Consider the following 23,910-nt stretch of genomic DNA (forward strand, 5'->3'; position numbering starts at 1 on the left):
GGAAAAATGGCCGTTGCGCACGCCATTCCGGCTAATCCTCGTGCCAATCCCTGGCAAAGATTACAAAACGGTATACAAATATGCACCGAAGTGGTGCAAATCATCCAGGGCGCGCCGCCCTGGACCATGTCGGCGCCCCTGGCGGGTGCGCACAGCCGGGCGGAATCGTCGTTTTTGTGCAGTGACCGGCCTCAGTGAATACGATATCCGTAGAAACCCTTATAATGGAGGGACTCGCACTACAGGCGGCGCGATCATCCGTCGCGGCCCGCCCCTTCAGGCCACAGGTCTTACCATGACTGATTCCGTATTCGAATTCACCGACCAGCCCCACGAATCCGCCCGTCTCACCACCGGCTGGAACACCCTGCGCGGCGCCCGTCGCCCCAGCCTCGCGGCCCGCATTGAACGGGCCTTCGTGGCCTGGCAGGCGGCGCGCCTGCGTACTCTCTCGCCCGAGCGCCTGTGGGCGCCCGCCATGCAGGACACCCGCTCGTTCGCCGAGATCCGCCGCGCCCGGCGCGAGGCCGCGCAAACCTGATATTGCGCAATGACAGGCGCGGCAGCGTAGCCGTATCGGCTCGACACAAGAATCCATCTCCGTATACATTAGCCAGGCAGCATGCTGGCTTGCGAGCGCCCGCGCTGTCGCCCACGCGCACGCACGATAGATGGAATAAACGGATGGACACAATGCAGACCACGGCCCCCGCCACCGGAGACAACCGCATCGGGCTCAATCATTCTCCGCTGACACAATTGGTCGTCGACGCGCTGCGGGAGAAGATCCTCAGCGGCGCCATCGCTCCCGGCGAGCGCCTGGTCGAAGGCCGGCTGTCGGAAGAATTCTCGGTGTCGCGCATGCCCGTGCGCGAAGCGTTGCGGCAGCTGGCGGCATGCGGGCTGGTGACCATCGAGCCGCGCCGCGGCGCCTCGGTCACCCAGTTCGAGCGCGGCCAGTTGCGCGAACTGGTCGAAGTGCGCGCCACCCTCGAGGCCCTCAACGCCAAGCTGGCGGCGCAACGCCACGACCCGGCCCAGATCGCCGACCTGGAGGCCCTGCTGGCCGAAGGCACGCGCCTGGCCGCCGACGCCGACCTGGACACGCTCACCCAGTTGAACCGGCGCTTTCACGGGGCGCTGGGGCGCGTGGCCGCCAATTCGGTGCTACAGGAAGTCATGCTATCGCTGCGCGACCGCACCGCGGTGCTGTTCGCGCCTTTCAGCAGCGCGCGCGCGCAACAGAACTGGGAAGAGCACGCCGCCATCCTGCGCGCGGTGATCAAGGGCGACGCCGAGCTGGCCAGCCTGCTGGCCGCCCGCCATGTCTATAACGCCGCCCAGATGGAACCCTGACGCCGCCGGCCGTCAGGCCGCGGCGCGGCCTCCGCGCAGGCGCTGGTAGGCCAGGCCCGCCAGCGCCACGTCTTCCAACCCCACTCCCACCGCCTTGTACAAGGTGATTTCCTGCGCGTCCCGCCGCCCCGGGTGCGCGCCGGTGACCAGCGCGCCGAGCTCGACCAGGCGCTCGCCGAGGTCCAGCGCCGGATCGGCCAGCACCAGGTCGCCCGCCTCCCGCAGGCTCTGCGGCAACCATTCCACGGCGACCAGCCCGGCGCGCTCCAGCGCGCGGTCGTCCAGCTCGCGCGTGTCCGGCAGGCTGGAGCCGATAGCGGCCACGAAGGCGCCGGGCGCCAGGCGGGCGCCTTCGAACAGCGGCTGCCGCGCCCGCGTGGCGGTCACCACGATGTCGGACTCCTCGACCGGCGCGCGCGCCGGGCTGCGCCGCACCTCGACCTGGCAATCGCGCTCCATGGCGCGCAGCAGCGCGTCGCTGGCGCCCGGGTCCGACACGGTGATGCGTTCCAGGGGATAGGCGCGCGCCAACTGGCGGGCGTGCGCCTGGCCCTGCACGCCGGCGCCGTACAGCATCATGCGGCGGCAATCCGGGCGGGCCAGGTGCGCGCCCGCCACCACCGTGCTCGCGGCGGTGCGCAGACGCGTGATGGCGTTGGCCTCGAGCGTGGCCAGCGGCCGGCCGTCGGTTGTGGAAAACAGCAGGATGACGAAGTCGAAACGGCCGGCGATGGTGGTGTAGACCTTGGCGCCGGCCACCTGTTGCCCGGGGATTACCGCGCCCAGCGTCGACAGCTTGACGCCGCCGGCCTCGGTGCGCTCGCGCTGCTGCATGGCGGCCTCGCCCCGCCCGAATCGCGCGAAGGCGTCCCGCACCACTTGCTGGGCGGCGGCGGCGTCGACCAGTTCGTCGACCATGGCATCGTTGATATGTAGCATCGTGTCTCCATTAAGCATGCGGACGCGGATCAGCCGCCCAGCGCCACGCGCGCCAGCACGCCCGCCGCGCCCAGCGTGGCGACCGCCAACAGGTAGCGGCGGATCTTCTGCTGGGAAAAGCGCCGCGCCATGGGCGTGGACAGCCAGAACCCGGCGCACATCCAGGGCAGCAGGGCGGCGCTGATCCACCATTGGGCGGCATTCATGCGGCCCGCCCAGCTCAGCGCCGCCAGCGAAACGACGGTGCCGACCAGGAACACCATGCCCAGCGTGGCGCGCACCGTGGCGGGACGCAGGCTCTGCATGGCCACCGCGTAGGGCGGGCCGCCGGCGGCAGTGATAGTGCCCATCAATCCCGAGGCCACGCCGGCCGCGGCCAGGTTCGGCAAGCTGGGGCGCGCGCGCCAGCCGATGAGGCTGAGCGCCACGCCCGCCAGGATCAGCAGCGCGAACAGCAGCGACAGCGTGCGGGCGCTGAACCACACCAGGAAAACCGCCGCCAGCATGGTGCCGGCCACGCGGCCCGCCACCGTCGCGCCGGCCACGCGCCAGTCCATCGCCGGGCGCTCGCGCAGGTATGCCAGCAGCGCCAGCGGCCCGCCGATGGCCAGCAGCGGGCCGGGCACCAGCACGGGGAAAAGCAGCGCCGCGATGGGCGCGCAGAACATGGCGTAGCCCAGGCCGCCGATGCCTTGCAGCCAGGCTCCCGCCGCCACCATCACGCCCATGCCCAGGTACGCCGGCCAGCTCAGGTCCGGGCCGAACTGCATGAGGCTCTGCGCGAATGCCATGGGGCGCTACCAGGACACTGAAATGTCGCCGTGCACGAATGTCTGGCACGCCAGGCGGCGGCCGTGCGCCAGCTGTTCCTCGGTCAGGTGCTTGCGTTCCTTGGGCTTGATCTCGTCGACGTTTTCGCGGCCGCTCTCGATCGTGCACTTGCAGGTGCCGCACAGCCCCCCGCCGCACTTGAACGGAATGCCGCCCTGCGCGCGCAGCGAGGCGCGCAGCAAGTTGGTTTTCTCGGCAATCTCGGCGGTCTTGCCTTGGTTGGTGATGAAAGTGATGCGGATCATGGATCTAGGGCCGGTTGATAGCGGAAGGCGCCGCCGCGACGGCGGCGGCCTGCAGGCAGGCGTCCAGCCCGCCGAATGCGCATAGCTGGTCCAGCTCGCGGCGCGCCGCGTCATAACTGTCGAAGCGTTCCAGGAATTTCGACGGCACCCAGTTGACCGTGCCGCTGCCGTCCTCTTCGACGACCCGCACGCGCGTCTCCCGGTGCAGGCGGCCGATCTCGAAATGCGCGCGCACGCGCCCGCACAGGATGTAGTCCCATGCCTCCAGCAGCGCGATATCGGCGCCGGCCTCGGTGCGGTACTGGCCGGGCTTGGAAGTCAGGATGACATACATATGCGCCTCTCCTTCAGGCCGCTTCCTGGCGCAGTTCGATGTCGTGCTCGAGCCAGAGCTGGCAGACCAGCCGGTAGCCTTGTTCCAGGCGCTCGCCGAGCTGCTTCTTTTCCTTCCAGTTGGGCGGCGGCAGGTGCTCGCCGCCCGCCACCACTTTGCAGGCGCAGCGCGCGCACTTGCCCATGCCGCACTCATAGCTCAGGTGCGGGAACGGGAACTGCTTGATCCCGGCCCGCACGACCAGGTTCGAGCCCGCCTTGACCTCATCCGCGTAGGTCTGGCCGTTCTTGTGGAATATGACTCGGGGCATGACACATCTCCTGCGCGGCGCATTACCGCAGTACAGGTATACTGTATACGATTTGGCAAATCACCGCCAATAGGCGTAAATCCCTATCCCGCCCGTCGTTGAGTGTTTCATAGGGAAAACACGTCACTTTACCGGCGCCTACAGCGTGATTTGCGGGTTATCCCTGATGCGAATTCATTGACTTGCAGCCAATCTGGTATACAGTATTCTACATCGTCGCATTCCAGGATGACTGCGAGACTTGCGGCGGCCCACCCACTACCGAGGTAATAGCCATGACTGAACTGATGAATCGCGACGACTTCCGCTCCGCGCTCGAGAACGCCATCAAGGGCAAGAGCGCCAACAAGGCGCCCTTCAGCGTCGCCTGGGCCGAAGGCAAGCTCAGCCGCGCCCACCTGGCGCGCTGGGCGGAAAACCACTACCACTATGTCGGCCCGTTCGCCGACTACCTCGGCTACTTGTATGCGCGCACGCCCGACCACATGACCGAGGCGAAGGACTTCCTGCTGGCCAATATGTACGAGGAAGAGATCGGCGGCGACCGCCATACCGATCTGCTGATCCGCTTCGCCGAAGCCTGCGGCACGACGCGCGAGCGCGTGGTCGACCCCGACAACATGTCGCCCACCACGCGCGGCCTGCAGGCCTGGTGCTACACCGTCGCCATGCGCGAGGACCCGGTGGTCGCGGTGGCCGGCCTGGTGGTCGGCCTGGAGTCGCAGGTGCCTTCCATCTACCGCAAGCAGACGCCCACGCTGCGCGAGAAGTACGGTTTCACCGACGAGGAAGTGGAGTTCTTCGACCTGCACATCGTGTCCGACGAGATCCACGGCGAGCGCGGCTACCAGATCGTGCTGGAGCATGCCAACACGCCGGAGCTGCAGGCCAAGTGTCTGCGCATCTGCGAAATCGGCGCGCAGATGCGGCTGCTGTACACCACCGCGCTGTACTACGACTACGTGGCCAACGACGTGCCGCGCGAGGAGCTCGCGCTGGCCTGAGCCGCCGGGGCGCCGTTGCGCGGCGCCCCGCCCACCACCGAACCATCACCCGAGCAGCGGCATGACCGACTCCATCACGCATTACCAGAACTACATCGACGGCCAGTGGCAGCCCTGCCAGTCCGGCCGGACGTTCGACAACATCAACCCGGCGGATACCGGAATGGTGGTCGGGCGCTTCCAGGCATCCGGCGCGGCCGATGCCGAGGCGGCGGTGAGCGCCGCCGCGCGCGCTTTCCATGCCTGGCGCGCCACCCCCATCGGCAAGCGCGCCAAGATCCTGAACGAGGCCGCCAGCTACCTGGAAGCCAATGCGGCCCGTTTCGCCGAGGACCTGACCCTGGAGGAAGGCAAGGCGCTGGCGCAGGCGCGCGACGAGATCCTGCGCAGCGCGCAGACCCTGCGCTTCTACGCGGTGGAAGGCCAGACCTTCGGCGGCGAGACTTACCCGCAGGATGATCCGCTGCAGTACGTATACAGCCATCGCGAGCCGCTTGGCGTGGTCACCGTCATTTCGCCGTGGAACTTCCCGGCCTCCATACCGGCGCGCAAGCTGGCGCCGGCGTTGATCACCGGCAACACCGTGGTGTTCAAGCCGTCGTCGGACGCGCCGCTGAGCGGCCTGCACCTGGTCGAGGCGCTGGCCCATGCCGGCATACCGGCCGGTGTGGTCAACTGCGTCACCGGGCGCGCCGCCGACGTGGGCCCGGTCATCACCACTTCGCGCGCCGTGCGGGCCATTTCGTTCACCGGCTCGACCCAGGCCGGCGCCCACATCCACCGCAGCGTGCACCTGACCACCCGCCTGCAAATGGAGCTGGGCGGCAAGAACCCGCTGATCGTCATGGAAGACGCCGACCTGGATGCCGCCGTCGACCTCGCCATCAAGGGGGGGTTCTCGCTGACCGGGCAGGCCTGCACCGGCACCAGCCGCATCGTCGCCATCGCCGAGATCAAGCAGCGCTTCACCGAGAAGCTGCTGGCCCGCATCCGCGCCCTGAAGATCGGCCCCGGCATGGCGGCCGGCATGGACCTGGGGCCGCTGGCCACCGCCAAGCAGCTCGATACGGTCCTGCAGTACATCGAGATCGGCCGCGCCGAGGCGACCCACCTGTGCGGCGGCGAACGCCTCAGCGGCGGCGACTACGAGCGCGGCTACTACGTCGCGCCCGCCGTATTCACCGACGTGACGCAGGACATGCGCATTGCGCGCGAAGAGATTTTCGGGCCGGTGCTGGCCATCATCGAGGCGCGCGACTTCCAGGACGCCCTGGCCAAGGCCAACGACACCGAATACGGGCTGTCGGCCGCCATTGCTACCCGCAATCCGCACTACATGCACGTGTTCGCGCACGACATCGAGGCGGGAACCGTGAAGATCAACCGCACCACCACCGGCAACCTGGTCAACGCGCCGTTCGGCGGGCTGAAGCATTCCAGCACGTCGACCTTCCGCGAGTCGGGCCGCGCCGGCCTGGACTTCTTCACCCAGATCAAGACCATCTACCGCGGCATCTGAGCCGTCGCCACGCCCACTCACTAACTACGGATCGAACCATGAAGAACGCATTGAAACTTGAACTGGCCGAAGCCCGCGCCATGGCCGCCGCGGCGCTGGAAAAGGCGCGCGAGATCGGCGTGACCGAGACCGTCTGCATCACCGACGAGGGCGGCTTCCCGATCGTCATGGAACGCATGGACGGCGCGCGCGTCACCGGCCCGCAGATCGCCTGGAACAAGGCTTTCACCGCCGCCGGCCACAAGCGCTCCACCCACTTGTTCAATACGCCCCCCAATGGCCCCGCCTTGCCGGGCAACGAAGCGTTCGGCATCCAGTGGAGCTTCGACGGCAAGTTCGCGGTGTTCGTGGGCGGGTACCCCATCGTGGTCAACGGCGAGGTTATCGGCGGCGTCGGGCTGTCCGGCGGCAACGGCGAACAGGACACGGCCTGCGGCGTCGCCGCGCTGCAGGCGCTGCGCGACCTGCTGCAAGGCAAGGCCGAGGTCGTGGTCCAGGCCGACATCAAGAAATAACGCCGCAGCGCGACAGGAAACCGACATGGCACACCGCGTCCTGTGGTTGCAAAGCCAGCAACAATTCGATGTCGCCGACGGCGAGACCATCCTGGCGGCGGCCGCCCGCCAGGGCGTCGAGCTGCCGCACGAATGCACCTTCGGCGGCTGCGGCACTTGCCGTATCCAGGTGCTGGAAGGCCGGGTCGACTACGAAGAGCTGCCCCTGGCCCTGAGCGAAGAGGAACACGCGCAAGGCCAGGGGCTGGCCTGCCAGGCGCGGGCCCTGTCGGACCTGGTCATCAGCGTGGAACGGCCCGGCGGCTATTCCGAGCCGACGCTGGTCGACGCCGAGGTCGCCGAACTGCGCCTGCTGAGTCCCGACATCTATCACCTGCAGCTGCAGTTGCCGGCCGATCACGGCATTGTCTACCGCCCGGGGCAGTACCTGAACGTCCATCTGGACGACGCCGGCCATCGCAGTTTCTCGATGGCCAACCCGCCCGACGCCGGCCGGGTGGACCTGCAGATCCGCCGCATCGCCGGCGGCTACTTCACCGACCGCCTGCTGGGCGGCATGCAGGCCGGCCAGCGCCTGCGCGTCGAGATGCCGCACGGCGCCTTCCACTATCACGCGCAGGACTACCGGCCCATGGTGTTCGCCGCCACCGGCACCGGCATCGCGCCGATCAAGGCGATCCTGGAATCGCTGCTGGACGACGACGATTGCCCGCCGGTCAGCCTTTACTGGGGCATGCGCGGCGAGCAGGACCTGTACCTGGCCGACCAGATCGCCAGCTGGCGCGACCGGCTCTACGAATTCGATTTCGTGCCGGTGCTGTCGCGCCCCTCGGGCGCGTGGCGCGGCCGCGCCGGCTACGTGCAGGATGCCATCCTGCAAGACCTGCCCGACCTGTCCGAGCATTCGCTGTACTTGTGCGGCTCGCCCGCCATGATCCAGGACGCCAAGACCCGCTTCGTGCGCGCCGGCGCCGACGCGGCGCATTTGTACGCCGACAGCTTCGTGTTCCAATCGCACTGATTCTTCACAACCCTCGACAGCAGGAACAGCCATGGAACTCGGAATCAGCGGACGCTCGGCACTGGTCTTCGGCGGCAGCCAGGGCATGGGGCGCGCCACCGCCCGCCGCCTGGCCCAAGAGGGCGCGCGGGTGGTGATCGCCGCCCGCACACTGCAAACCCTGCGCGCCGCGGCCGAGGAGCTGTCCGCCGAAACCGGCCAGCGCGTCGACTGCGTGGTGGCCGACATCACCACCGCGGCCGGCCACGATGCCGCCCTGGCCGCCTGCCCGGCGCCCGACATCCTGGTGACCAACGCCGACGGCTTCCCGCCCGGCGATTTCCGCGACTGGGACAAGGCCACCTGGCACGCCGCGCTGGACGCCATGATGCTGGGCCCCATCGAACTGATCCGCCGCGTGGTGGACGACATGCAGCAGCGCGGCTATGGCCGCATCGTCAACATCGTGTCGCGCAGCGTCAAGGCGCCGCACGCCGAACTGGGGCTGTCCAACGGCGCGCGCGCCGGCCTGGTCGGTTTCGTGGGCGGCCTGGCGCGCCAGACCATCCGCCACAATGTCACCATCAACAATGTGCTGCCGGGCGCCTTCGACACCGGCGCGCAGCAGCGCCACATCGAAAAGCTGTCCCAGACCACCGGGCGCCCGTACGAGGAAATCCGCCAGGCCCGCATGGCGGCCAACCCCGCCGGCCGCTTCGGCCGCGCCGACGAGGTCGGCGCGCTGGTCGCCTACCTGGCCTCCGACCTGGCCGGCTACATCACCGGCCAGAGCTGGCTGATCGACGGCGGCGAATACCCCGGCACCTACTGACCCGGTCCCCCGGCCCCGGTCCCCGCCGAAAGTTCGTTGATCGAACGTCGCGCCAGCGCGCCCGCCCAAAAAGGCGCACAATCGCGCCTAGGCCGCGGCACCGGCGGCCACGCAAACAAGATTCAGGAGACCAAGGTGGCTGGGACACGTATTGGCGGCTGGTATTTCGGGTGGAACATCGTAGCGGCGGCCACCCTCCTCACCCTGCTGACCGTGGGCATGCGCATGGGGGTCGGCCCGTTCTTCCTGCCCATGGCGCAGGACCTCGGCTTCAGCCGCAGCCTGCTGTCGAGCATCGTGGCCATCGGCATGCTGTGCTACGGCCTGGGCATGCCGCTGGCCGGCGTGCTGGTCGCGCGGCATGGCACGCGCTTCGTGCTGCTGCTCGGCACCATCATCGTCGTAGCCTCGATCGTCTGGACAGTCCGGGCGCGCGACCCGTTCAGCTTTTTCCTCGCCTTCGGAGTGCTGATGTCATTGGGCCTGGCCTTCACCAGCCCGGTGGCGCTCACGCCCGTGCTGACCCGCTGGTTCACGCGGCGGCGCGGCATGGCGCTGTTCTTCCTGTCCACTGGCTCGATGGCCGGCATCGCCATCATGACGCCCGCCCTGACCTACGCCGTCGAATCCACCAGCTGGCAAACCGCGCTGCTGGGCTTCGCCGTGGTGTTCACCGTGCTGACCGTGCCGATGGCGCTGTTCGTGATCCGCGATCATGCGCCGCCGCACGCCGACCTGACGCCTGAGCAGATCGCCGCCCGGCCCGCCGGCGCGGGCGCGGGCCTGCCGGAAAGCCTGAAGTTCCGCGAGGCCACGCGCACCGCGCCGTTCTGGAAGATCACGCTGGGCCTGTTCGCCTGTGGCTTCAGCATGAACCTGCTGGGCACGCACGGCATTCCCATGCTGATGGACCATGGCTTCGACGCCACCACCAGCTCGCTGGGCATCGGCCTGATCGGCCTGGTGGCCATCTTCAGCACCCTGGTGCTGGGCCGCGTTTCCGACGCCCTGCCGCGCCGCAAGATCCTGGCCACCATCTACCTGATCCGCGGCCTGGGCTTTTTCGCGCTGATGGTGGTGGGCACGCACTGGGAACTGTACGTGGCGGCCGCGATCGGCGGCGTGGTGTGGTCTGGCAGCATCGCCATGTCCTCGGCCATCCTGGCCGACGTATACGGCGTGCGCCTGGTCGGCGTGCTGTACGGCTGCGCCTACCTGGGGCACCAGGTGGGCGCGATGATCAGCTCGTGGCTGGGCGGCTGGGGCTACGAGACTTTCGGCACCCACTGGGTGGCGTTCGGCAGCGCCGGCGCCCTGCTGCTTGCCGCCGCGCTCATCGCGCTGCGCCTGCCGGCGCAGGGCTACACCCTGATGGCGACGCCGCGCATGGCGCACTGACGCCCCCTGCCCGGCTTCTTACACCGCCCCCAGCACCCGCACGCCATCGGCAGTGCGGATGCGCGCCCGCAGAGATGGCGCGGCGCCGGCCGGCAGGCCGCGCACTGTCACCTGGCCGGCAAACGCCACGGCGTCGAGCACGGCGCGCACGCGCGCCGGATCGGGATGCCAGACCTCCAGCGACTCCAGCGCGCAGCCGGCGTCGGGCAGCGCGGCAGCCGGGTGCGGCTCGGCATCCCATTGGATCAGCGTGGGCGCCGCGCCCTGGCACGGCAGGCTGCCGTCGGGGGGAATGGTGATGCGCCACGATAACGCGCCGCGCGTCATGGGCTCGATCTCGCCGATCCAGTCGCCGCCGGCCGCGCGCGCCGCGCCGATGTCATCGGTGCGCGCCACCCAGGCCGCCAGCCGCGCCGGCGAATCGGCGCCGAGCCGGTCCAGCTCGAACCAGCGCGGCCGCGCCGGCCGCGGCGCGGCGGGGTCCGGCGCGATCACTTCCAGATAGACGTCATCCCCCAGCCGCAGCAGCAAATTGTGGGTGCCCATGCGCGGATGCGCGCCACCGGGCCCCGGCCGCACGCCCAGCGCGCGCTCGACGAAATCGGCGCCGGTGGCCAGGTCGGGGGCCGCCACGGCAATATGGTCCAGCAGGGTCTGCATGCGAACTCCTGGTGTGCCGGGCGGCGGCGCGCCGCCGGCTCGTTATGCGAACTCCACCTGCGCCGCGGGCACGGCGGCGATGCGCGGCCCGAAGCTCGAAATGGCCGGCAGCGTCATGTTGTGGTGCAGGCGTATCGCCGCGGCGTCGGCGTGCGGCTTGTCGTGCGTGGTATGTGCATCGGCCGCCAGCACGACGTCATAGCCGCGCGCGGCCGCCTGGCGCACCGTGGTATCGACGCAGAACTCGGACGCATAGCCGCACACCACCAGGCGCGACACGGCGTGCTGCTGCAGCAGGGCCGCCAGCCCGGTGCGCAGGAAGGCATCGGCCGTGGTCTTGCCCACGACCGGGTCGCCGGCTTGCCGGTCCAGCGCGCCCAGCAGCCGCCAGGCGGCCGAGCCATGCGCCAGGCTGGCGTCGGCGGACTCGTGCTGGATGTAGATCACCGGCGCGCCCTGCCGACGGGCGCGCGCGGCCAGGTCGTTGATGCGCGCCACGGTGGCGTCCGCGTCGCCCGGGCGCGGCGCGGGGCCGAACAGGCCCTCTTGTACGTCGATGACCAGCAAAGCGCACGACATGGCGGACTCCATGCGGAAAGGAGCCAGTCTACCGCGCCGCGCCGGCCGCGCAAACCGGCCCTAGCCCACCTTGCGCTCGTGGCCTTCCCAGTAGGCGTCGCGCAGCGGCTTGCGCGCCAGCTTGCCGTTGGCGTTCTTCGGCAGCTCGGCCACGATGTCGATGCTGCGCGGCTTCTTGAAGTCCGCCAGGTGCGCGCGGCAATGCGCCATCAGCGCGGCCTCGTCCGCCCGCGCCCCGGGCTTGAGCACCAGCACGGCCTTGACCGCCTCGCCCCATTTGTCGTCGGGAATGCCGAACACGCAGGCCTCGTACACCTCGGGATGCTGGTAGAGCGCCTGTTCCACTTCAGTGGGATACACGTTGAAGCCGCCGGTGATGATCATGTCTTTCTTGCGGTCGACGATGTAGACGAAGCCTTCGTCGTCCATGCGGGCCAGGTCGCCGGTGTGCAGCCAGCCGTCGCGCAGCGCCTGCGCCGACAATTCCGGTTCGCCCCAGTACCCGGCGAACACGTCGGGCCCGCGCACGGTGATTTCGCCGACTTCGCCGCAGCCCACCGGCTGCCCCTGCTCGTCGAGCAGGCGCAGCTCGCCCTCGCCGAACAAGCGGCCGCAGGAGGACAGCCGCTCGGGACGCGCGGCCAGCGCATGCGCATGGTCGGCCGTGCTCAGCAGGGCCAGGCCGCCGGTGGTCTCGCCCGTGCCATAGCCCTGGCTGAGCTTGGGCCCCAGGGCTTCCCAGGCTTCGCGCACGCGCGCCGGCGCCATGGGCGCGCCGCCATAGGAAATCTGCCGCAACGCGCTGAGGTCGCGGCGCCGCAGGCTGGGCTCGGCAATCAGCATGTTGATCATGGTCGGCACCATGAAGCTGAACGCCGCGCGGTGGCGCTCGGCCGATGCAAGGAAGGCCTCCGGGTTGAAGCGGTCGTGCAGCAGGATGGTGCCGCCCTGGAACAGGAACGGCTGCATGAACATGCCGCTGGCATGCGTGATGGGCCCGGCCAGCGCCAGCACCTCGCCGGGGTTGGCCCGCATGCGGCCCATCACCACCTTGCGCAGCGAGGCCATGCGATTGCCTACCGTCTGCATGGCGGCCTTCAGCTTGCCGGTGGACCCCGAGGTGAAATGCAGCACCGCCAGGTCGTGCTCGGCCATCTCCACATCCGGATTGCGGTCCGCGCCCGCCGCGATGAAGGACTCATAGGGCCGCCAGCCGGCCACGTAGTCGACGCCGGTGACGATCATGTGACGGACGCTGTCCAGCTCCTGCCGCACGGCGGCCACCTCCTCGCTATGGGCAGGGTCGACGATGAACACGCGGGCCTGCGCGTTGTTCACCGTATCGACCACTTCGCGGCTGGACAGGCGCGCGTTCAGCGCGACCTTGACCAGCCCCGCCTTGTACAGGGCGCACTCCAGCTCGATGATCTCCGGGCAGTTCCAGGCCTGCACGGCCACCCGGTCGCCCTTGGCCAGGCCAAGCCCCAGCAAGGCGTTGGCCAGCCGGTTCGAGCGCGTATCCAGCTCACCGAAGCTGACCGTGCGGTCGCCGAAGATGATGGCGGGACGGTCGCGCCAGTAAGCCGCGTTGCGGCTGGTATATCGTCCTTGGTTCATGCGGATGCCTCCATCGTTTCCGTAGCGCGATGGTGGCGGCTGAGCGGCGCCCGCCGGATAACCCCGGCGCGAATCTCCATGCCGCCGCGTTATCGGGGCGCGCCATACCGGACGGTTATCGAGATCGACGCGCGCGGCATCGCCGCAAGCCGCGCGACGGGTTAAATCTAGCCGGCAGCAGGTTCGCAAGCCTGCCTATCAATATCCAGGAGACATCTGTGCGACTATCCAACTTCCGCCCCTGGCTGGCCATGGCCGCCCTGGCCGGCGGCCTGGCGGCCCTGTTGCCCGCGGGCGCGCGAGCCGGCGCCTATCCCGACCGCCCGATCCGCCTGGTGGTGCCGTTCACCGCCGGCGGCCAGTTCGACTACATTGCCCGCCTGGTGGCCGACCCGCTCGGCCGCGAGCTGGGGCAGAACGTCATCGTCGAGAATGTCGGCGGCGGCGGGGGCAGCATCGGCGGCGCCAAGGTGGCAAACGCGCCGCCGGACGGCTACACCCTGCTGGAATACGGCGGCAATTTCGCCATCGCCAAGCACCTGTCGCCCAAGCTGACCTTCGATCCCATCGCCGACCTTGTCCCGGTGGCCGGCATCAGCCTGTCGCCGCACGTCATCCTGGTCAATAGCAGCCTGCCCATCCATACCCTGGCGGACCTGGCGGCATACGCCAAGGCGCATCCCGGCCAGCTCAGCTACGGCAGCCCCGGCGTGGGCTCGTCCATGCACCTCACCTTCGAGGCGGTCAAGCAGCATTTCGACATCGACGCCCTGCACGTGCCCTATCGCGGCGGCAGCAATATGATCAACGACCTGGCGGGCGGCCAGGTCGGCGTCGGCATCATCGCGGTCGCGCCCGCCATGCCGTTCATCGAGGGCGGCAAGGTGCGGGCCATCGCCGTCACCAGCCGCGAGCGCGCCGGCTCCCTGCCCGACGTGCCCACGGTTGCCGAAGCCGGCTACGCCGGCTTCGAAAGCGGCAGCTGGGGCGGCATCGCCGTGCCCAGGGGCACCCCGCAGGCGATCGTGGACCGGCTCAACCAGGCCTTGGTGAAAGTGGTGGCGCAGCCCGAGGTCCAGCGGGCGCTGGAATCCCAGTCGTTCAAACCCATCGCGGGATCGCAGCAACAGTTCCGCGAACTGATCGCGGCCGAGGCGGACCGCTACGGCCCGCTCATCGAGCAGCTCGGCCTGCGCAACCAATAGCCGCCCACAGGCTCTCAGTCACGCAACCGGGCGGCGCTGGCTCGCTCGCGCAGGATCTCGATCAGCCGCTGCGCCAGCGGCGATCGATAGCCGCCCCGGCGTGTCATGATGCCGACCTCGCGATGCCAGGTGACGTCGTCCAGCGGCACCGCGGCCAGGCCCTGGCCGGCTTCCGAGCGCAGCGTGATCTCGCTGATGACGGTCAGCAGGTCGGTGTTGTGCAGGATGCTGACCAGGCTCGCCACCGAGGAATTCGACTCGATGACGATCTCGGGCCGGGGCGCGCCGCGCTGCTCGAAGCGCGTTTCGAGCCAGCGGCGCGAGGCGACCTGCAAGCCCGGCAGCATCCAGCCATGGCCGGCCAGGTGTTCGAAGCGGATCCTGGCCCGGTCGAACAAAGGGTGTCCGCGGCGCGCCGCTACGAACAGGCGGTCGCGCAACAGCGGAATGCGGTCGAACTCGGCCGGCGCGGCCGAGTCGTGCAGCGAGCTGATGGAGAAATCCAGTTCGCCCTGGCGCAGCGCCGGGATCAGCGCATCGTTGAGCGACACCATCACGTTGACCTTGGCGGCCGGCCGCTGCGCCAGCAGCTCGACGCAGGCCCCGTTGAACACCGGTTCGACCAACAGCGGCGTGACACCCACCCGCACCAGCCCGATGCTGCCGCGATGCAGGTCGCCCGCCTCGCGCAGCGCCTCGTCCAATTCGCGGCGCGCCTGCATGCTGCGCTGGTAGAACGCCTTGCCCGGCATGGTCAGCTCCATGCCCTTGGGCGTGCGCACGAACAGCTGCAGCTTGAGCTCTTCTTCCAGGCGGCGTATGCCCTTGGTCAGGGCCGGCTGGCTGATGCCCATGCCGTCGGCCGCGCGCCCCACGTGCCCGGCGCGGGCCACCGCCAGGAAATAGTCCAGATCTTCGAGTCGCACGATTCCGCCTGGTTATCAAGAACAGGAAAAAGATAATCGCGAACCAGCACGAGGCTGTCAAGCTGCGTGGATATCCGAAGGAGACACGCACCATGGCACAGGACACCCCGACACTGGCGGATTTGCGCGAGCGCCTGCACCGCTACCTGCACGACGAGCTGCTTCCCATGGAACGCTCGCAAGGCCTGGGCTACGAAGACGAATTCCCGCGCGCGCTGGTCCGCTCGATCTGGCGGCGCTCGCGCGCTCTCGGCCTGTACGGCCTGCAATTGCCCCGCGAGCTGGGCGGCCAGGGCCTGTCCTACCGCGACCTGTGCGTGCTGAAGGATGATGCGGCGGCCTCGGGCGCCATTCTGTTCCCGCACGTGCTGGGCGACTGGGGCGGCCCGTCGCGCGTGGGCAACCTGGTGCGCTACGCCACGCCCTACCAGCTCGAGCGCTACATCATGCCGGTGATCAACGCGGAACGCGGCGCCTGTTTCGCCATGACCGAGCCGCAATCGGGCTCGGACGCCACCAGCCTGCGCACCCTGGCGGTGGCGGACGGCGACGACTACATCGTGACCGGCGTGAAGCATTTCATCACGGCGTCGATGTTCGCCGACTTCGCCGTGACAATGTGCGTGACCGACCCGGACAAGGGCGTGGACGGCATCTCGGCCATCTTGATCGACCTGGACCAGCCCGGCGTGCGGCTGGTGCACGACTGCGTGCCGATGACCGGCCAGTATGTGGATGCCGATATCGTGCTGGAGCAGGTACGCGTGCCGAAGCAGAACCTGATCGGCGAGCCCGGCGCGGGTTTTCGCATTGCCATGAACCGCGTCAGCGTCAACCGGCTGCTGCACTGCCCCACCATGATCGGCCTGGCGCGCCAGGCCTTCCGCATGGCGGTGGACTACGCCCGCACGCGCCAGCAGTTCGGCGGCCCCATCAGCCGCTTCCAGGCCATCCAGCACATGCTGGCCGACATGGCCACGGCCCTGTATGCCTGCGAACAGATGGTGCTGGCGGCCGCCGAGCGCGCCGACGCCGGCGAGGACGTGCGCGAACTGGCCGCCATGTGCAAGCTGTTCGTGTCCGAGCGCTGCTTCGAGATCGCCGACAAGGCCATGCAGATCCACGGCAACGTCGGCGTGACCAAGAACCACCCGGTCGAATTCATCTTCCGCCGGCTGCGGCTGTACCGCATCGTCACGGGCACCAGCGAGATCCAGCGCAACACCATCGCCAAGGGAATACTGGCGGCGGCCGAACGCCAGCCGGGCTGACGCCCGGCCGGCGCTCAGATGTGCAGCGCGTGTCCCAGCGCCCGCAGGGCCGCCTCCTGCACCGCCTCGCCCAGCGTGGGGTGCGCATGGATGGTGCCCGCCACGTCTTCCAGCCGCGCGCCCATTTCCAGGGACTGCGAGAACGCCGCGGCCAGCTCGGACACCCCGCGCCCCACCGCCTGCCAGCCAACGATCAGGTGATTGTCGCGCCGCGCCACCACGCGCACGAAGCCGTCGGTGGCCTCGAGCGTCATGGCCCGCCCATTGGCGGCGAACGGGAATGTCGCCGCCAGGCAGTCGAGCCCGGCGGCCTGGGCCTGCGACGGCGCCAGGCCGGCCGTGACGATTTCCGGATCCGTGAAGCAGACCGCGGGAATCGCCGCGGGCGCGAAGCGGCGCCGCTGGCCGGCCACCAGCTCGGCCACCATCTCGCCCTGCGCCATGGCGCGATGCGCCAGCATGGGCTCGCCGGCGATATCGCCGATGGCCCACACATTGCGCATCGAAGTGCGGCACTGGTCGTCGATGCGCAGCGCATTGCCGGCGCGGTCCAGCTGCAGCGCCTCGAGCCCCCAGCCCTGGGTGCGGGGCCGCCGCCCGATGGCCAGCAATACCTGGTCGGCCGGCAGCGCGGTTTCGGCGCCGGAAGCGTCTTGCACCCGCACGGCGTCGCCCGCCGCATTCATGCCCAGCACCTTGCGCCCCAGGCACAGCTGCACGCCCATGCGCGCCAGGGCGGCCGCCACCGGCTTGGTCAGCTCGGCGTCGTAGGTTGGCAGGATGCGGTCCTGCGCCTCTACCACGGCCACTTCGGCGCCCAGCTTGCGGTACACGGTGCCCAGCTCCAGGCCGATATAGCCGCCGCCCACTACCACCAGGCGTCCCGGTATGGCCGTGGGCGACAAGGCCTCGGTCGACGAAATGACCTTGCCGCCGAACGGCATCGAGGGCAGCGGCATGGGCTCGGAGCCGGCCGCCAGCAGCAGGTGCTCGCACTGGATGCGTTGCGCGCCCTGGGCGGTATCGACCTCGACCGTCTTGCCGTCGAGCACGCGCGCCCAGCCGCGCACCAATTGCACGCCGTTCTTCTTCAGCAGCGCCTCGACGCCGCCGGTCAGGCGGCTGACGATGCCGTCCTTCCAGGCCACCGTGCGGGCGATATCGATGGCGGGCGCCTGCACCGAGATGCCCAGCGGCGACGCGCCGGCATACTCGCGGGCCCGCTCATATTCCTGGGCCGCGTGGATCAGCGCCTTGGACGGGATGCAGCCGATGTTCAGGCAGGTGCCGCCGGGTTGCCGGCCTTCCACCACGATGGTGGGCACGCCCAGTTGCCCGGCGCGGATGGCCGCCACATAGCCGCCAGGCCCGCCGCCGATCACCAGCAGGGTTGTGGTTCGGGTCTCGCTCATGGCGCCTCCACGAAAAGCAGCGCGGGCTGTTCCAGCAGCGCGCGCACCGCCTGGATGAATTGCGCCGCGTCCATGCCGTCGACCACGCGATGGTCGAACGACGAGGACAGGTTCATCAATTTGCGCGCCACGACCGCGCCCTGCCGGATCGCCGGCCGCTCGACGATGCGGTTGACTCCGACGATGCCGACTTCTGGATGATTGATCACCGGCGTGCTGACGATGCCGCCCAGCGCGCCCAGGCTGGTGAGCGTGATGGTGGAGCCCGTCAGCGCGTCGCGCTCGGCCTTGCCGCTGCGCACGGCCTGCGCCAATCGGGCGATCTCCTCGCCCAGCGACCAGATGTCGCGCGCCTCGGCGTGGCGCAGGACCGGCACGATCAGGCCGCCGTCGGTCTGCGTGGCCACGCCCAGGTGCACCGCGCCGTAGCGCGTCACCACGCCGGCCTCGTCGTCATAGCGGGCGTTGATCTGCGGGAAATCGCGCAGCGCGATCACCATGGCGCGCGCCAGCAGCGGCAGCAGCGTCAGCTTGCCGCGCGACTCGCCGTACTTGCGGTTCAATTGCGCGCGCAGTTCTTCCAGCTCGGTGACGTCGATTTCCTCGACATAGCTGAAGTGCGGAATGCGGCGTTTCGACTCCTGCATCTTCTGGGCGATCTTGCGGCGCAGGCCGACTACCGGCACCTGCTGCTCGTCGTGCCGCTCGGCATAGCCGGAACGGGCGGCCGGCGCCGCCGCCCGCTGTCCTTGCAGGTAGGCGTCCAGGTCCTCGTGCAGGATGCGCCCGGCCGGACCGGAGCCATGCACGAAGCGCAGTTCGATGCCCATGTCCCAGGCGCGCTTGCGCACCGCCGGCGAGGCCAGCGGCCGCTCGCCCGGCTGGCGGGCGCGCGCGGGCGGCCGGGCCGGCGCTTGCGCCGGCGCGGTATCCGCCGGCAGCGCCGCCCCCGGGGCGGCGGCCGCGCCACTGGCCATGTCCGCGGCGATCCTTCCGGCGATCCCGCCGGGCTGCCGCGCCGGCGCTTGCGCGACGGCCTGGCCGGGTGCGTCGGCAGCGCGCGCGGCCGTCGGCGCGTCGGCCGCCTCGACCGGGGCCGGCGGTTGCGCCGGACCGGCCGGCGCGGCCTCGGCCCGGGCATTGCCGGCGCCCTCGACTTCCAGGCGGATCAATTCGCTGCCCACGGCCATGGTATCGCCGACCGTGCCGCCCAGCGCCACCACCTTGCCCACCACCGGCGACGGAATCTCGACGGTGGCCTTGTCGGTCATCACGTCGGCCAGCGGCTGGTCTTCGGCGACCGTGTCGCCCACGCTGACGTGCCAGCCCACCAGTTCCACTTCGGCGATGCCTTCGCCGATGTCGGGCATCTTGATGATGTGAATTCCCATGTCAGGCCTCCATCACGCGTTGCAGCGCCGCGCCCACGCGGGCCGGCCCGGGGAAATACGCCCATTCCTGCGCGTGCGGGTACGGCGTGTCCCAGCCGGTGACGCGCTCGATGGGCGCTTCCAGGTGGTGGAAGCAATGTTCCTGCACCAGCGACACCAGCTCGGCGCCAAAGCCGCAGGTGCGGGTGGCCTCGTGCACCACCACGCAGCGGCCGGTCTTGCGCACCGATTCGACAATGGTGTCCAGGTCCAGCGGCCACAGGCTGCGCAGGTCGATGATCTCGGCATCCAGGCCGGTTTCCTCGGCGGCGGCCAGCGACACGTGCACGGTGGTGCCATAGGTCAGCACCGTCAGAGCGCTGCCCGGCCGCACAATGGCGGCCGACTCCAGCGGCACGGTGTAGTAGCCGGTCGGCACCTGGCTGGCGGGATGCTTGCTCCACGGCGTCACCGGCCGGTCGTGGTGGCCGTCGAACGGGCCGTTGTACAAGCGCTTGGGTTCCAGGAAGATCACCGGGTCGTCGCTCTCGATGGCGGCGATCAGCAGGCCCTTGGCGTCGTACGGGTTGGACGGCAGCACGGTGCGCAGGCCGCACACCTGCGTGAACATGGCTTCGGGGCTCTGGCTGTGCGTCTGCCCGCCGTAGATGCCGCCGCCGCACGGCATGCGGATGGTCATGGGCGCGATGAATTCGCCCGCCGAGCGGTAGCGCAGCCGCGCGGCTTCCGACACGATCTGGTCGGAAGCCGGATAGAAATAATCGGCGAACTGGATCTCGCATACCGGCCGCAGGCCGTAGGCGCCCATGCCCACCGCCACGCCGACGATGCCACCCTCGGAAATGGGCGCATCGAACACGCGCGAGGTGCCGTACTTGGCCTGCAGGCCCTCGGTGCAGCGGAACACGCCGCCGAAATAGCCGACGTCCTGGCCGAACACCACCACATTGCTGTCGCGTTCCAGCATGACATCCATGGCCGAACGCAAAGCCTGGATCATGGTCATCGACGTGGTCGCCGGACCCATATTCTTGTCGCTCGCCATGCTCAGACCCCCAGCTCTTGGCGCTGCCGGCGCAGATGCTCCGGCATGTCCTTGTACACGTCCTCGAAAATGCTGGCGGCGCTGGGCACGTGCCCATCCACCAGCGTGCCGTAGCCCTCGGCCTCTTTCTGGGCGGCCAGGATCTCGGCCTCGAGCTCGGCCTTGAGCTCATCGTGCTGGCGGTCCGACCAGATTCCCAGGCCGACCAGGTGCTGCTTGAAGCGCGCGATCGGGTCGCCCAGCGGGAAATGGCTCCAGTCGTCGCCGGGACGGTACTTGGACGGGTCGTCGGAAGTGGAATGCGGGCCCGCCCGGTAGGTGACCCATTCGATCAGCGTCGGGCCCAGGTTGCGGCGGGCGCGCTCGGCGGCCCACTGCGAGGCGGCGTACACCGCCAGGAAATCATTGCCGTCCACCCGCAGCGACGCGATGCCGCAACCCACGCCGCGGCCTGCAAAGGTCGTGCCCTCGCCGCCAGCGATGGCCTGGAAGGTCGAGATGGCCCATTGGTTGTTGACCACGTTCAGGATGACGGGCGCGCGGTACACATGGGCGAAGGTCAGCGCCGTGTGGAAATCGGCTTCCGCCGTGGCGCCGTCGCCGATCCAGGCCGAGGCGATGCGGGTGTCGCCCTTGATGGCCGAGGCCATGCCCCAGCCCACCGCCTGGATGAACTGGGTGGCCAGGTTGCCCGAAATGGTGAAGAAGCCCGCTTCGCGCTTCGAATACATGACCGGCAGCTGGCGGCCCTTGAGCGGGTCGCGCTCGTTGGACATGAGCTGGCACATCATTTCGACCAGCGACACGTCGCGGGTCAGCAGGATGCTCTGCTGCCGGTACGTGGGAAAGCACATGTCGCCCGGCTCCAGCGCCAGCGCGTGGGCCGAGCCGATCGCCTCTTCGCCCAGGCTCTGCATATAGAATGAGATCTTCTTCTGGCGCTGGGCGGTGAGCATGCGCGCGTCGAAGATACGCGTCTTGAGCATGGCGCGCATGCCGGCCCGCAGCATCTCGGGGGCCAGGTCCGGCGCCCAGGGTCCGACGGCGCGGCCGTCGTCGTCGATCACGCGCACCAGCCGATAGGCCAGCTCGCCGGTGTCGACCGCGGCAACGTCAATGGGAGGCTTGGGAATCTCGCCGGCCGGCGAGAGGTGCAGATAAGAGAAATCGGTCTTGCAACCCGGCCGTCCAGTGGGCTCGGGGACGTGCAATTTCAATGGCCCGTATTGGCTCATGTATTGTCTCCACGCTTGATTGTGTCATGCGTTGTTTATTGCAAAGGCCTGGTGCGGGAGGTAACCGCGCAGTCGGCCGCGGCCGGATCGCGAGCGGGGTAACCGCGGCGCGTCCGGCATGAAACAGATTAGCACAAGCCCGGGGCGACGAGCGGGCGGCCGCCCCGGCCACGATGTCGATTCCGGGCCGCGCCGTTCGTCGTCTGTCAGGGCGAACCCGCCCCTTCCCAACCAGGAGACTGCGAACATGGCGCTGCAACTGTTTTTCCACCCCTTTTCCTCGTACTGCCAGAAGGCGCTCATCGCCTTCTATGAAAACGCCATCCCGTTCGAGCCGCAGTTGCTCGAAGGCCCCGACAGTCCGGCCATGCGGCGGCTGGCCGAACTGTGGCCGATGAAGCGCTTCCCGCTGCTGGTGGACGGCGCGCACACCGTCATGGAGGCGACCTGCATCATCGAACACCTGGCCGTGCACCACCCCGGGCCGGCGCGGCTGATTCCGGCCGACCCGGCCGCCGCCCTGCAAGTGCGCATGCTGGACCGGTTCTTCGACAACTACGTCGCCACGCCGCAGCAGAAGATCGTGTTCGACGCCCTGCGCCCGCCCGAGGCGCGCGACCCCCACGGCGTGCGGCAGGCGCGCGACATGCTGGAAACCTCCTATGCCTGGCTGGAACGCACGCTGCAGGGCCGGAGCTGGGCCGCCGGGCCGGACTTCACCCTGGCCGACTGCGCCGCGGCGCCGTTCCTGTTCTACGCCGACTGGACCCACCCCATCGGCGACGCCCATCCTACCGTCGTCGCCTACCGCCGCCGGCTGCTGCAGCGGCCATCGTTCGCGCGGGCAGTCGACGAGGCCCGGCCGTACCGGGCGTTCTTCCCGCTGGGCGCGCCGGACCGCGATTGAGCGGCGGGCGGCCGCTAGAATGGCGCCTATGGCAGACAAAATGCGACTCGACAAATGGCTGTGGGCGGCCCGCTTCTACAAGACCCGCAGCCTGGCCGCGCAGGAAATCGGCAAGGGCCGGGTGCTGGTCAATGACCAGCCCGCCAAGCCCGCGCGCGAAATCACCGTCGGCGACCTGGTCAGCGTGCGCAAGGAAGACCCCGCCATCCAGGCGCGGGTGCGCGCGCTGAGCGCCGTGCGCGGGCCGGCGCCGGTGGCGCGCCAACTGTATGAAGAAACCCCCGACAGCATCGCCGCGCGTGAACGGGCCGCGGAACTGCGGCGCCTGGCCCCGGAACCCGCGCACGGTATCGCCGCGGGACGGCCGACCAAGCGCGACCGCCGCCTGATCGACCTGGTGCGGGGCAAGTGACCGCGCCGCGCGCCGCTGCATGCGGCGGCGCGCGGTGCCCGGCCGGTCAGGTTGCGGCCAGCCAGCGGTTCAGCTGCTCGCGGGTCACACCCACGCCGCCGCACACCACCACGGCGACGCGGCGCGCCTCCGGATACTGCGCGCCCACCGCCTGCAGGCCGGCGATCGAGGCGCCGCAGGCCGGTTCGGTCAGCAAGCGATGCGCATCCAGCAGGTCGGCGCTGCCGCGTATGGCCGCCGCGTCGCTGACCACCTGGCTCTTGATGGTCAGTTCGTCTGCCAGCGCCAGCGCCTGCGGGCACACGCGCCGCGCCCCCAGCGACGTGGCCACCGTGCTGATCGCGTCGATTTCCACTGGCCGGCCGGCAGCCAGGGCCGCGGCATACGAAGCGGCGCCGGCCGTTTCCACGGCCAGGATTCCGACGCCCTCCCAGCCATTGCGCCGCAGGCCGGCCGCCACGCCGGCCAGCAGGCCGCCGCCGCCCACCGAGCAGATGATCACGTCCGGCCGGTCCATTTGCGCGGCCAGCTCGTCAACCAGGGTGCCGTGCCCTTCCCAGAGCAGCGGATCGTCGAACGGGTGGATGAACGCCGAATCCGGCGTCAGCAAGGACAGCGCGTGTTCGTTGGCTTCCTGCCAACTGCGGCCATGCACGATGACGTGCGCGCCTTCCTGGCCGATCAGGTTCTTGGCGCGCTCCGAAGTCGTGGCGGGCACCACGACGACGACCTCGGCCCCCAGCCGCCGGCCGGCATAGGCAACCGCATAGCCGGCGTTGCCGCCGGATGACGATATAAAGCGCCGCGCGCCCTCCGCCATCTTGCGCTCGCAGGCATGGCCCACGCCGCGTATCTTGAACGAGCCGCCGGGCTGGACGCATTCCAGCTTCAACGTGACATCGAGCGCGGCGGCCGCGCCGAGCTCGATCGACTGGAGGACAGGGGTCAGGACGTGTAATGACATGGG

At 69.4% G+C, this 23,910-nt stretch carries 26 protein-coding genes; 12 read left to right on the forward strand and 14 right to left on the reverse strand.

Annotated features, from left to right (window positions below; all coding sequences use genetic code 11):
- Window positions 1–295: 295 nt before the first annotated feature.
- Together ACKTT0_RS00890 and ACKTT0_RS00895 are read left to right on the forward strand one after the other, a co-directional pair.
- The gene (locus ACKTT0_RS00890; protein ID WP_407847345.1) at window positions 296–541 is read left to right on the forward strand and encodes a hypothetical protein; all 246 of its coding nucleotides are present in this window, start codon (window positions 296–298) and stop codon (window positions 539–541) included.
- Window positions 542–693: 152 nt separating this feature from the next.
- Window positions 694–1,356 (forward strand): GntR family transcriptional regulator, encoded by a 663-nt coding sequence (locus ACKTT0_RS00895; protein ID WP_407847347.1) that lies wholly within the window; start codon window positions 694–696, stop codon window positions 1,354–1,356.
- A 12-nt stretch (window positions 1,357–1,368) separates the two neighbouring features.
- On the opposite strand, the gene ACKTT0_RS00900 is transcribed toward ACKTT0_RS00895, so the two are convergent.
- Genes ACKTT0_RS00900 through ACKTT0_RS00920 form a run of 5 tightly spaced genes read right to left on the reverse strand, consistent with a single transcriptional unit; the run spans window position 1,369 to window position 4,015 of the window.
- The gene (locus tag ACKTT0_RS00900; protein WP_407847349.1) at window positions 1,369–2,295 is read right to left on the reverse strand and encodes an ornithine cyclodeaminase family protein; all 927 of its coding nucleotides are present in this window, start codon (window positions 2,293–2,295) and stop codon (window positions 1,369–1,371) included.
- Window positions 2,296–2,324: 29 nt separating this feature from the next.
- Complete coding sequence (locus tag ACKTT0_RS00905; protein ID WP_407847351.1) at window positions 2,325–3,086, reverse strand: sulfite exporter TauE/SafE family protein; 762 nt, start codon at window positions 3,084–3,086, stop codon at window positions 2,325–2,327.
- Between the two features lie 6 nt (window positions 3,087–3,092).
- A complete protein-coding gene (locus tag ACKTT0_RS00910; RefSeq protein ID WP_407847353.1) occupies window positions 3,093–3,371 on the reverse strand; it encodes a 2Fe-2S iron-sulfur cluster-binding protein in 279 nt (92 codons plus the stop codon).
- A 4-nt stretch (window positions 3,372–3,375) separates the two neighbouring features.
- A complete protein-coding gene (locus ACKTT0_RS00915) occupies window positions 3,376–3,705 on the reverse strand; it encodes a ferredoxin (protein ID WP_407847355.1) in 330 nt (109 codons plus the stop codon).
- Window positions 3,706–3,718: 13 nt separating this feature from the next.
- Window positions 3,719–4,015, reverse strand: a complete 297-nt coding sequence (locus tag ACKTT0_RS00920) for a 2Fe-2S iron-sulfur cluster-binding protein (protein ID WP_407847357.1) — start codon at window positions 4,013–4,015, stop codon at window positions 3,719–3,721.
- Window positions 4,016–4,290: 275 nt separating this feature from the next.
- Here ACKTT0_RS00920 and ACKTT0_RS00925 point away from each other — a divergent pair, with 275 nt between their 5' ends.
- The 6 genes from ACKTT0_RS00925 (at window position 4,291) to ACKTT0_RS00950 (ending at window position 10,283) form a co-directional block, all read left to right on the forward strand.
- A complete protein-coding gene (locus ACKTT0_RS00925; protein WP_028353265.1) occupies window positions 4,291–5,019 on the forward strand; it encodes an iron-containing redox enzyme family protein in 729 nt (242 codons plus the stop codon).
- 61 nt (window positions 5,020–5,080) lie between these two features.
- The gene (locus ACKTT0_RS00930) at window positions 5,081–6,538 is read left to right on the forward strand and encodes an aldehyde dehydrogenase family protein (protein ID WP_407847360.1); all 1,458 of its coding nucleotides are present in this window, start codon (window positions 5,081–5,083) and stop codon (window positions 6,536–6,538) included.
- Between the two features lie 38 nt (window positions 6,539–6,576).
- Window positions 6,577–7,053, forward strand: coding sequence for a GlcG/HbpS family heme-binding protein (locus ACKTT0_RS00935; RefSeq protein WP_407847362.1), 477 nt, complete (start codon window positions 6,577–6,579; stop codon window positions 7,051–7,053).
- Window positions 7,054–7,078: 25 nt separating this feature from the next.
- Complete coding sequence (locus tag ACKTT0_RS00940; protein WP_407847364.1) at window positions 7,079–8,074, forward strand: 2Fe-2S iron-sulfur cluster-binding protein; 996 nt, start codon at window positions 7,079–7,081, stop codon at window positions 8,072–8,074.
- A 31-nt stretch (window positions 8,075–8,105) separates the two neighbouring features.
- Window positions 8,106–8,885, forward strand: a complete 780-nt coding sequence (locus ACKTT0_RS00945) for an SDR family oxidoreductase (protein ID WP_407847366.1) — start codon at window positions 8,106–8,108, stop codon at window positions 8,883–8,885.
- A gap of 135 nt (window positions 8,886–9,020) precedes the next feature.
- The gene (locus tag ACKTT0_RS00950) at window positions 9,021–10,283 is read left to right on the forward strand and encodes an MFS transporter (RefSeq protein WP_407847368.1); all 1,263 of its coding nucleotides are present in this window, start codon (window positions 9,021–9,023) and stop codon (window positions 10,281–10,283) included.
- 18 nt (window positions 10,284–10,301) lie between these two features.
- Here the strand turns inward: ACKTT0_RS00950 and ACKTT0_RS00955 are convergent, their stop codons facing one another.
- The 3 genes from ACKTT0_RS00955 to ACKTT0_RS00965 are packed head-to-tail and all read right to left on the reverse strand — an operon-like array spanning window position 10,302 to window position 13,139.
- The gene (locus ACKTT0_RS00955; RefSeq protein WP_407847370.1) at window positions 10,302–10,943 is read right to left on the reverse strand and encodes a VOC family protein; all 642 of its coding nucleotides are present in this window, start codon (window positions 10,941–10,943) and stop codon (window positions 10,302–10,304) included.
- A gap of 42 nt (window positions 10,944–10,985) precedes the next feature.
- Window positions 10,986–11,522 (reverse strand): cysteine hydrolase family protein, encoded by a 537-nt coding sequence (locus tag ACKTT0_RS00960; protein ID WP_407847372.1) that lies wholly within the window; start codon window positions 11,520–11,522, stop codon window positions 10,986–10,988.
- A 60-nt stretch (window positions 11,523–11,582) separates the two neighbouring features.
- Window positions 11,583–13,139: an AMP-binding protein gene (locus tag ACKTT0_RS00965; protein WP_407847373.1), complete on the reverse strand. Its 1,557-nt coding sequence runs from the start codon at window positions 13,137–13,139 to the stop codon at window positions 11,583–11,585.
- Window positions 13,140–13,357: 218 nt separating this feature from the next.
- On the opposite strand from ACKTT0_RS00965, the gene ACKTT0_RS00970 reads away from it, so the two are divergent.
- A complete protein-coding gene (locus ACKTT0_RS00970; RefSeq protein WP_407847374.1) occupies window positions 13,358–14,344 on the forward strand; it encodes a Bug family tripartite tricarboxylate transporter substrate binding protein in 987 nt (328 codons plus the stop codon).
- A gap of 14 nt (window positions 14,345–14,358) precedes the next feature.
- Here ACKTT0_RS00970 and ACKTT0_RS00975 read toward each other — a convergent pair whose 3' ends face one another.
- Window positions 14,359–15,270, reverse strand: coding sequence for a LysR family transcriptional regulator (locus ACKTT0_RS00975; RefSeq protein ID WP_407847376.1), 912 nt, complete (start codon window positions 15,268–15,270; stop codon window positions 14,359–14,361).
- Window positions 15,271–15,362: 92 nt separating this feature from the next.
- Here ACKTT0_RS00975 and ACKTT0_RS00980 point away from each other — a divergent pair, with 92 nt between their 5' ends.
- Window positions 15,363–16,541, forward strand: coding sequence for an acyl-CoA dehydrogenase family protein (locus ACKTT0_RS00980; RefSeq protein ID WP_407847377.1), 1,179 nt, complete (start codon window positions 15,363–15,365; stop codon window positions 16,539–16,541).
- A 14-nt stretch (window positions 16,542–16,555) separates the two neighbouring features.
- Here ACKTT0_RS00980 and lpdA read toward each other — a convergent pair whose 3' ends face one another.
- The 4 genes from lpdA to ACKTT0_RS01000 are packed head-to-tail and all read right to left on the reverse strand — an operon-like array spanning window position 16,556 to window position 21,624.
- Window positions 16,556–17,953, reverse strand: a complete 1,398-nt coding sequence (gene lpdA / locus ACKTT0_RS00985) for a dihydrolipoyl dehydrogenase (RefSeq protein ID WP_407847379.1) — start codon at window positions 17,951–17,953, stop codon at window positions 16,556–16,558.
- Window positions 17,950–19,344 carry a dihydrolipoamide acetyltransferase family protein gene (locus ACKTT0_RS00990; protein ID WP_407847381.1) on the reverse strand — a complete coding sequence of 465 codons (1,395 nt, stop codon included), beginning with the start codon at window positions 19,342–19,344 and terminating at the stop codon, window positions 17,950–17,952. Before ACKTT0_RS00990 ends, lpdA begins: the two co-directional genes overlap by 4 nt.
- A gap of 1 nt (window position 19,345) precedes the next feature.
- Window positions 19,346–20,389 (reverse strand): alpha-ketoacid dehydrogenase subunit beta, encoded by a 1,044-nt coding sequence (locus tag ACKTT0_RS00995; RefSeq protein WP_407847383.1) that lies wholly within the window; start codon window positions 20,387–20,389, stop codon window positions 19,346–19,348.
- Window positions 20,390–20,391: 2 nt separating this feature from the next.
- On the reverse strand, window positions 20,392–21,624 hold the full coding sequence (locus ACKTT0_RS01000; protein ID WP_407847385.1) for a 3-methyl-2-oxobutanoate dehydrogenase (2-methylpropanoyl-transferring) subunit alpha: 1,233 nt from the start codon (window positions 21,622–21,624) through the stop codon (window positions 20,392–20,394).
- Window positions 21,625–21,871: 247 nt separating this feature from the next.
- Here ACKTT0_RS01000 and ACKTT0_RS01005 point away from each other — a divergent pair, with 247 nt between their 5' ends.
- Both ACKTT0_RS01005 and ACKTT0_RS01010 read left to right on the forward strand, forming a co-directional pair.
- Window positions 21,872–22,531: a glutathione S-transferase family protein gene (locus ACKTT0_RS01005; RefSeq protein WP_407847386.1), complete on the forward strand. Its 660-nt coding sequence runs from the start codon at window positions 21,872–21,874 to the stop codon at window positions 22,529–22,531.
- A gap of 28 nt (window positions 22,532–22,559) precedes the next feature.
- Window positions 22,560–22,943: an RNA-binding S4 domain-containing protein gene (locus ACKTT0_RS01010; RefSeq protein WP_407847387.1), complete on the forward strand. Its 384-nt coding sequence runs from the start codon at window positions 22,560–22,562 to the stop codon at window positions 22,941–22,943.
- A gap of 46 nt (window positions 22,944–22,989) precedes the next feature.
- On the opposite strand, the gene ACKTT0_RS01015 is transcribed toward ACKTT0_RS01010, so the two are convergent.
- On the reverse strand, window positions 22,990–23,907 hold the full coding sequence (locus tag ACKTT0_RS01015; protein WP_407847389.1) for a pyridoxal-phosphate dependent enzyme: 918 nt from the start codon (window positions 23,905–23,907) through the stop codon (window positions 22,990–22,992).
- Window positions 23,908–23,910 lie beyond the last annotated feature (3 nt).

The sequence above is a fragment of the Bordetella saccharivorans genome (assembly GCF_045862855.1).
Classification (GTDB): domain Bacteria; phylum Pseudomonadota; class Gammaproteobacteria; order Burkholderiales; family Burkholderiaceae_B; genus Bordetella_A; species Bordetella_A petrii_F.

Bases quoted from the DNA above. Each gene is read 5' to 3' on its own strand.
- ACKTT0_RS00890 (WP_407847345.1), top strand. From the start codon at position 296: ATGACTGATTCCGTATTCGAATTCACCGACCAGCCCCACGAATCCGCC.
- ACKTT0_RS00895 (WP_407847347.1), top strand. From the start codon at position 694: ATGCAGACCACGGCCCCCGCCACCGGAGACAACCGCATCGGGCTCAAT.
- ACKTT0_RS00900 (WP_407847349.1), bottom strand. From the start codon at position 2,295: ATGCTACATATCAACGATGCCATGGTCGACGAACTGGTCGACGCCGCC.
- ACKTT0_RS00905 (WP_407847351.1), bottom strand. From the start codon at position 3,086: ATGGCATTCGCGCAGAGCCTCATGCAGTTCGGCCCGGACCTGAGCTGG.
- ACKTT0_RS00910 (WP_407847353.1), bottom strand. From the start codon at position 3,371: ATGATCCGCATCACTTTCATCACCAACCAAGGCAAGACCGCCGAGATT.
- ACKTT0_RS00915 (WP_407847355.1), bottom strand. From the start codon at position 3,705: ATGTATGTCATCCTGACTTCCAAGCCCGGCCAGTACCGCACCGAGGCC.
- ACKTT0_RS00920 (WP_407847357.1), bottom strand. From the start codon at position 4,015: ATGCCCCGAGTCATATTCCACAAGAACGGCCAGACCTACGCGGATGAG.
- ACKTT0_RS00925 (WP_028353265.1), top strand. From the start codon at position 4,291: ATGACTGAACTGATGAATCGCGACGACTTCCGCTCCGCGCTCGAGAAC.
- ACKTT0_RS00930 (WP_407847360.1), top strand. From the start codon at position 5,081: ATGACCGACTCCATCACGCATTACCAGAACTACATCGACGGCCAGTGG.
- ACKTT0_RS00935 (WP_407847362.1), top strand. From the start codon at position 6,577: ATGAAGAACGCATTGAAACTTGAACTGGCCGAAGCCCGCGCCATGGCC.
- ACKTT0_RS00940 (WP_407847364.1), top strand. From the start codon at position 7,079: ATGGCACACCGCGTCCTGTGGTTGCAAAGCCAGCAACAATTCGATGTC.
- ACKTT0_RS00945 (WP_407847366.1), top strand. From the start codon at position 8,106: ATGGAACTCGGAATCAGCGGACGCTCGGCACTGGTCTTCGGCGGCAGC.
- ACKTT0_RS00955 (WP_407847370.1), bottom strand. From the start codon at position 10,943: ATGCAGACCCTGCTGGACCATATTGCCGTGGCGGCCCCCGACCTGGCC.
- ACKTT0_RS00960 (WP_407847372.1), bottom strand. From the start codon at position 11,522: ATGTCGTGCGCTTTGCTGGTCATCGACGTACAAGAGGGCCTGTTCGGC.
- ACKTT0_RS00965 (WP_407847373.1), bottom strand. From the start codon at position 13,139: ATGAACCAAGGACGATATACCAGCCGCAACGCGGCTTACTGGCGCGAC.
- ACKTT0_RS00980 (WP_407847377.1), top strand. From the start codon at position 15,363: ATGGCACAGGACACCCCGACACTGGCGGATTTGCGCGAGCGCCTGCAC.
- lpdA (WP_407847379.1), bottom strand. From the start codon at position 17,953: ATGAGCGAGACCCGAACCACAACCCTGCTGGTGATCGGCGGCGGGCCT.
- ACKTT0_RS00990 (WP_407847381.1), bottom strand. From the start codon at position 19,344: ATGGGAATTCACATCATCAAGATGCCCGACATCGGCGAAGGCATCGCC.
- ACKTT0_RS00995 (WP_407847383.1), bottom strand. From the start codon at position 20,389: ATGGCGAGCGACAAGAATATGGGTCCGGCGACCACGTCGATGACCATG.
- ACKTT0_RS01000 (WP_407847385.1), bottom strand. From the start codon at position 21,624: ATGAGCCAATACGGGCCATTGAAATTGCACGTCCCCGAGCCCACTGGA.
- ACKTT0_RS01005 (WP_407847386.1), top strand. From the start codon at position 21,872: ATGGCGCTGCAACTGTTTTTCCACCCCTTTTCCTCGTACTGCCAGAAG.
- ACKTT0_RS01010 (WP_407847387.1), top strand. From the start codon at position 22,560: ATGGCAGACAAAATGCGACTCGACAAATGGCTGTGGGCGGCCCGCTTC.
- ACKTT0_RS01015 (WP_407847389.1), bottom strand. From the start codon at position 23,907: ATGTCATTACACGTCCTGACCCCTGTCCTCCAGTCGATCGAGCTCGGC.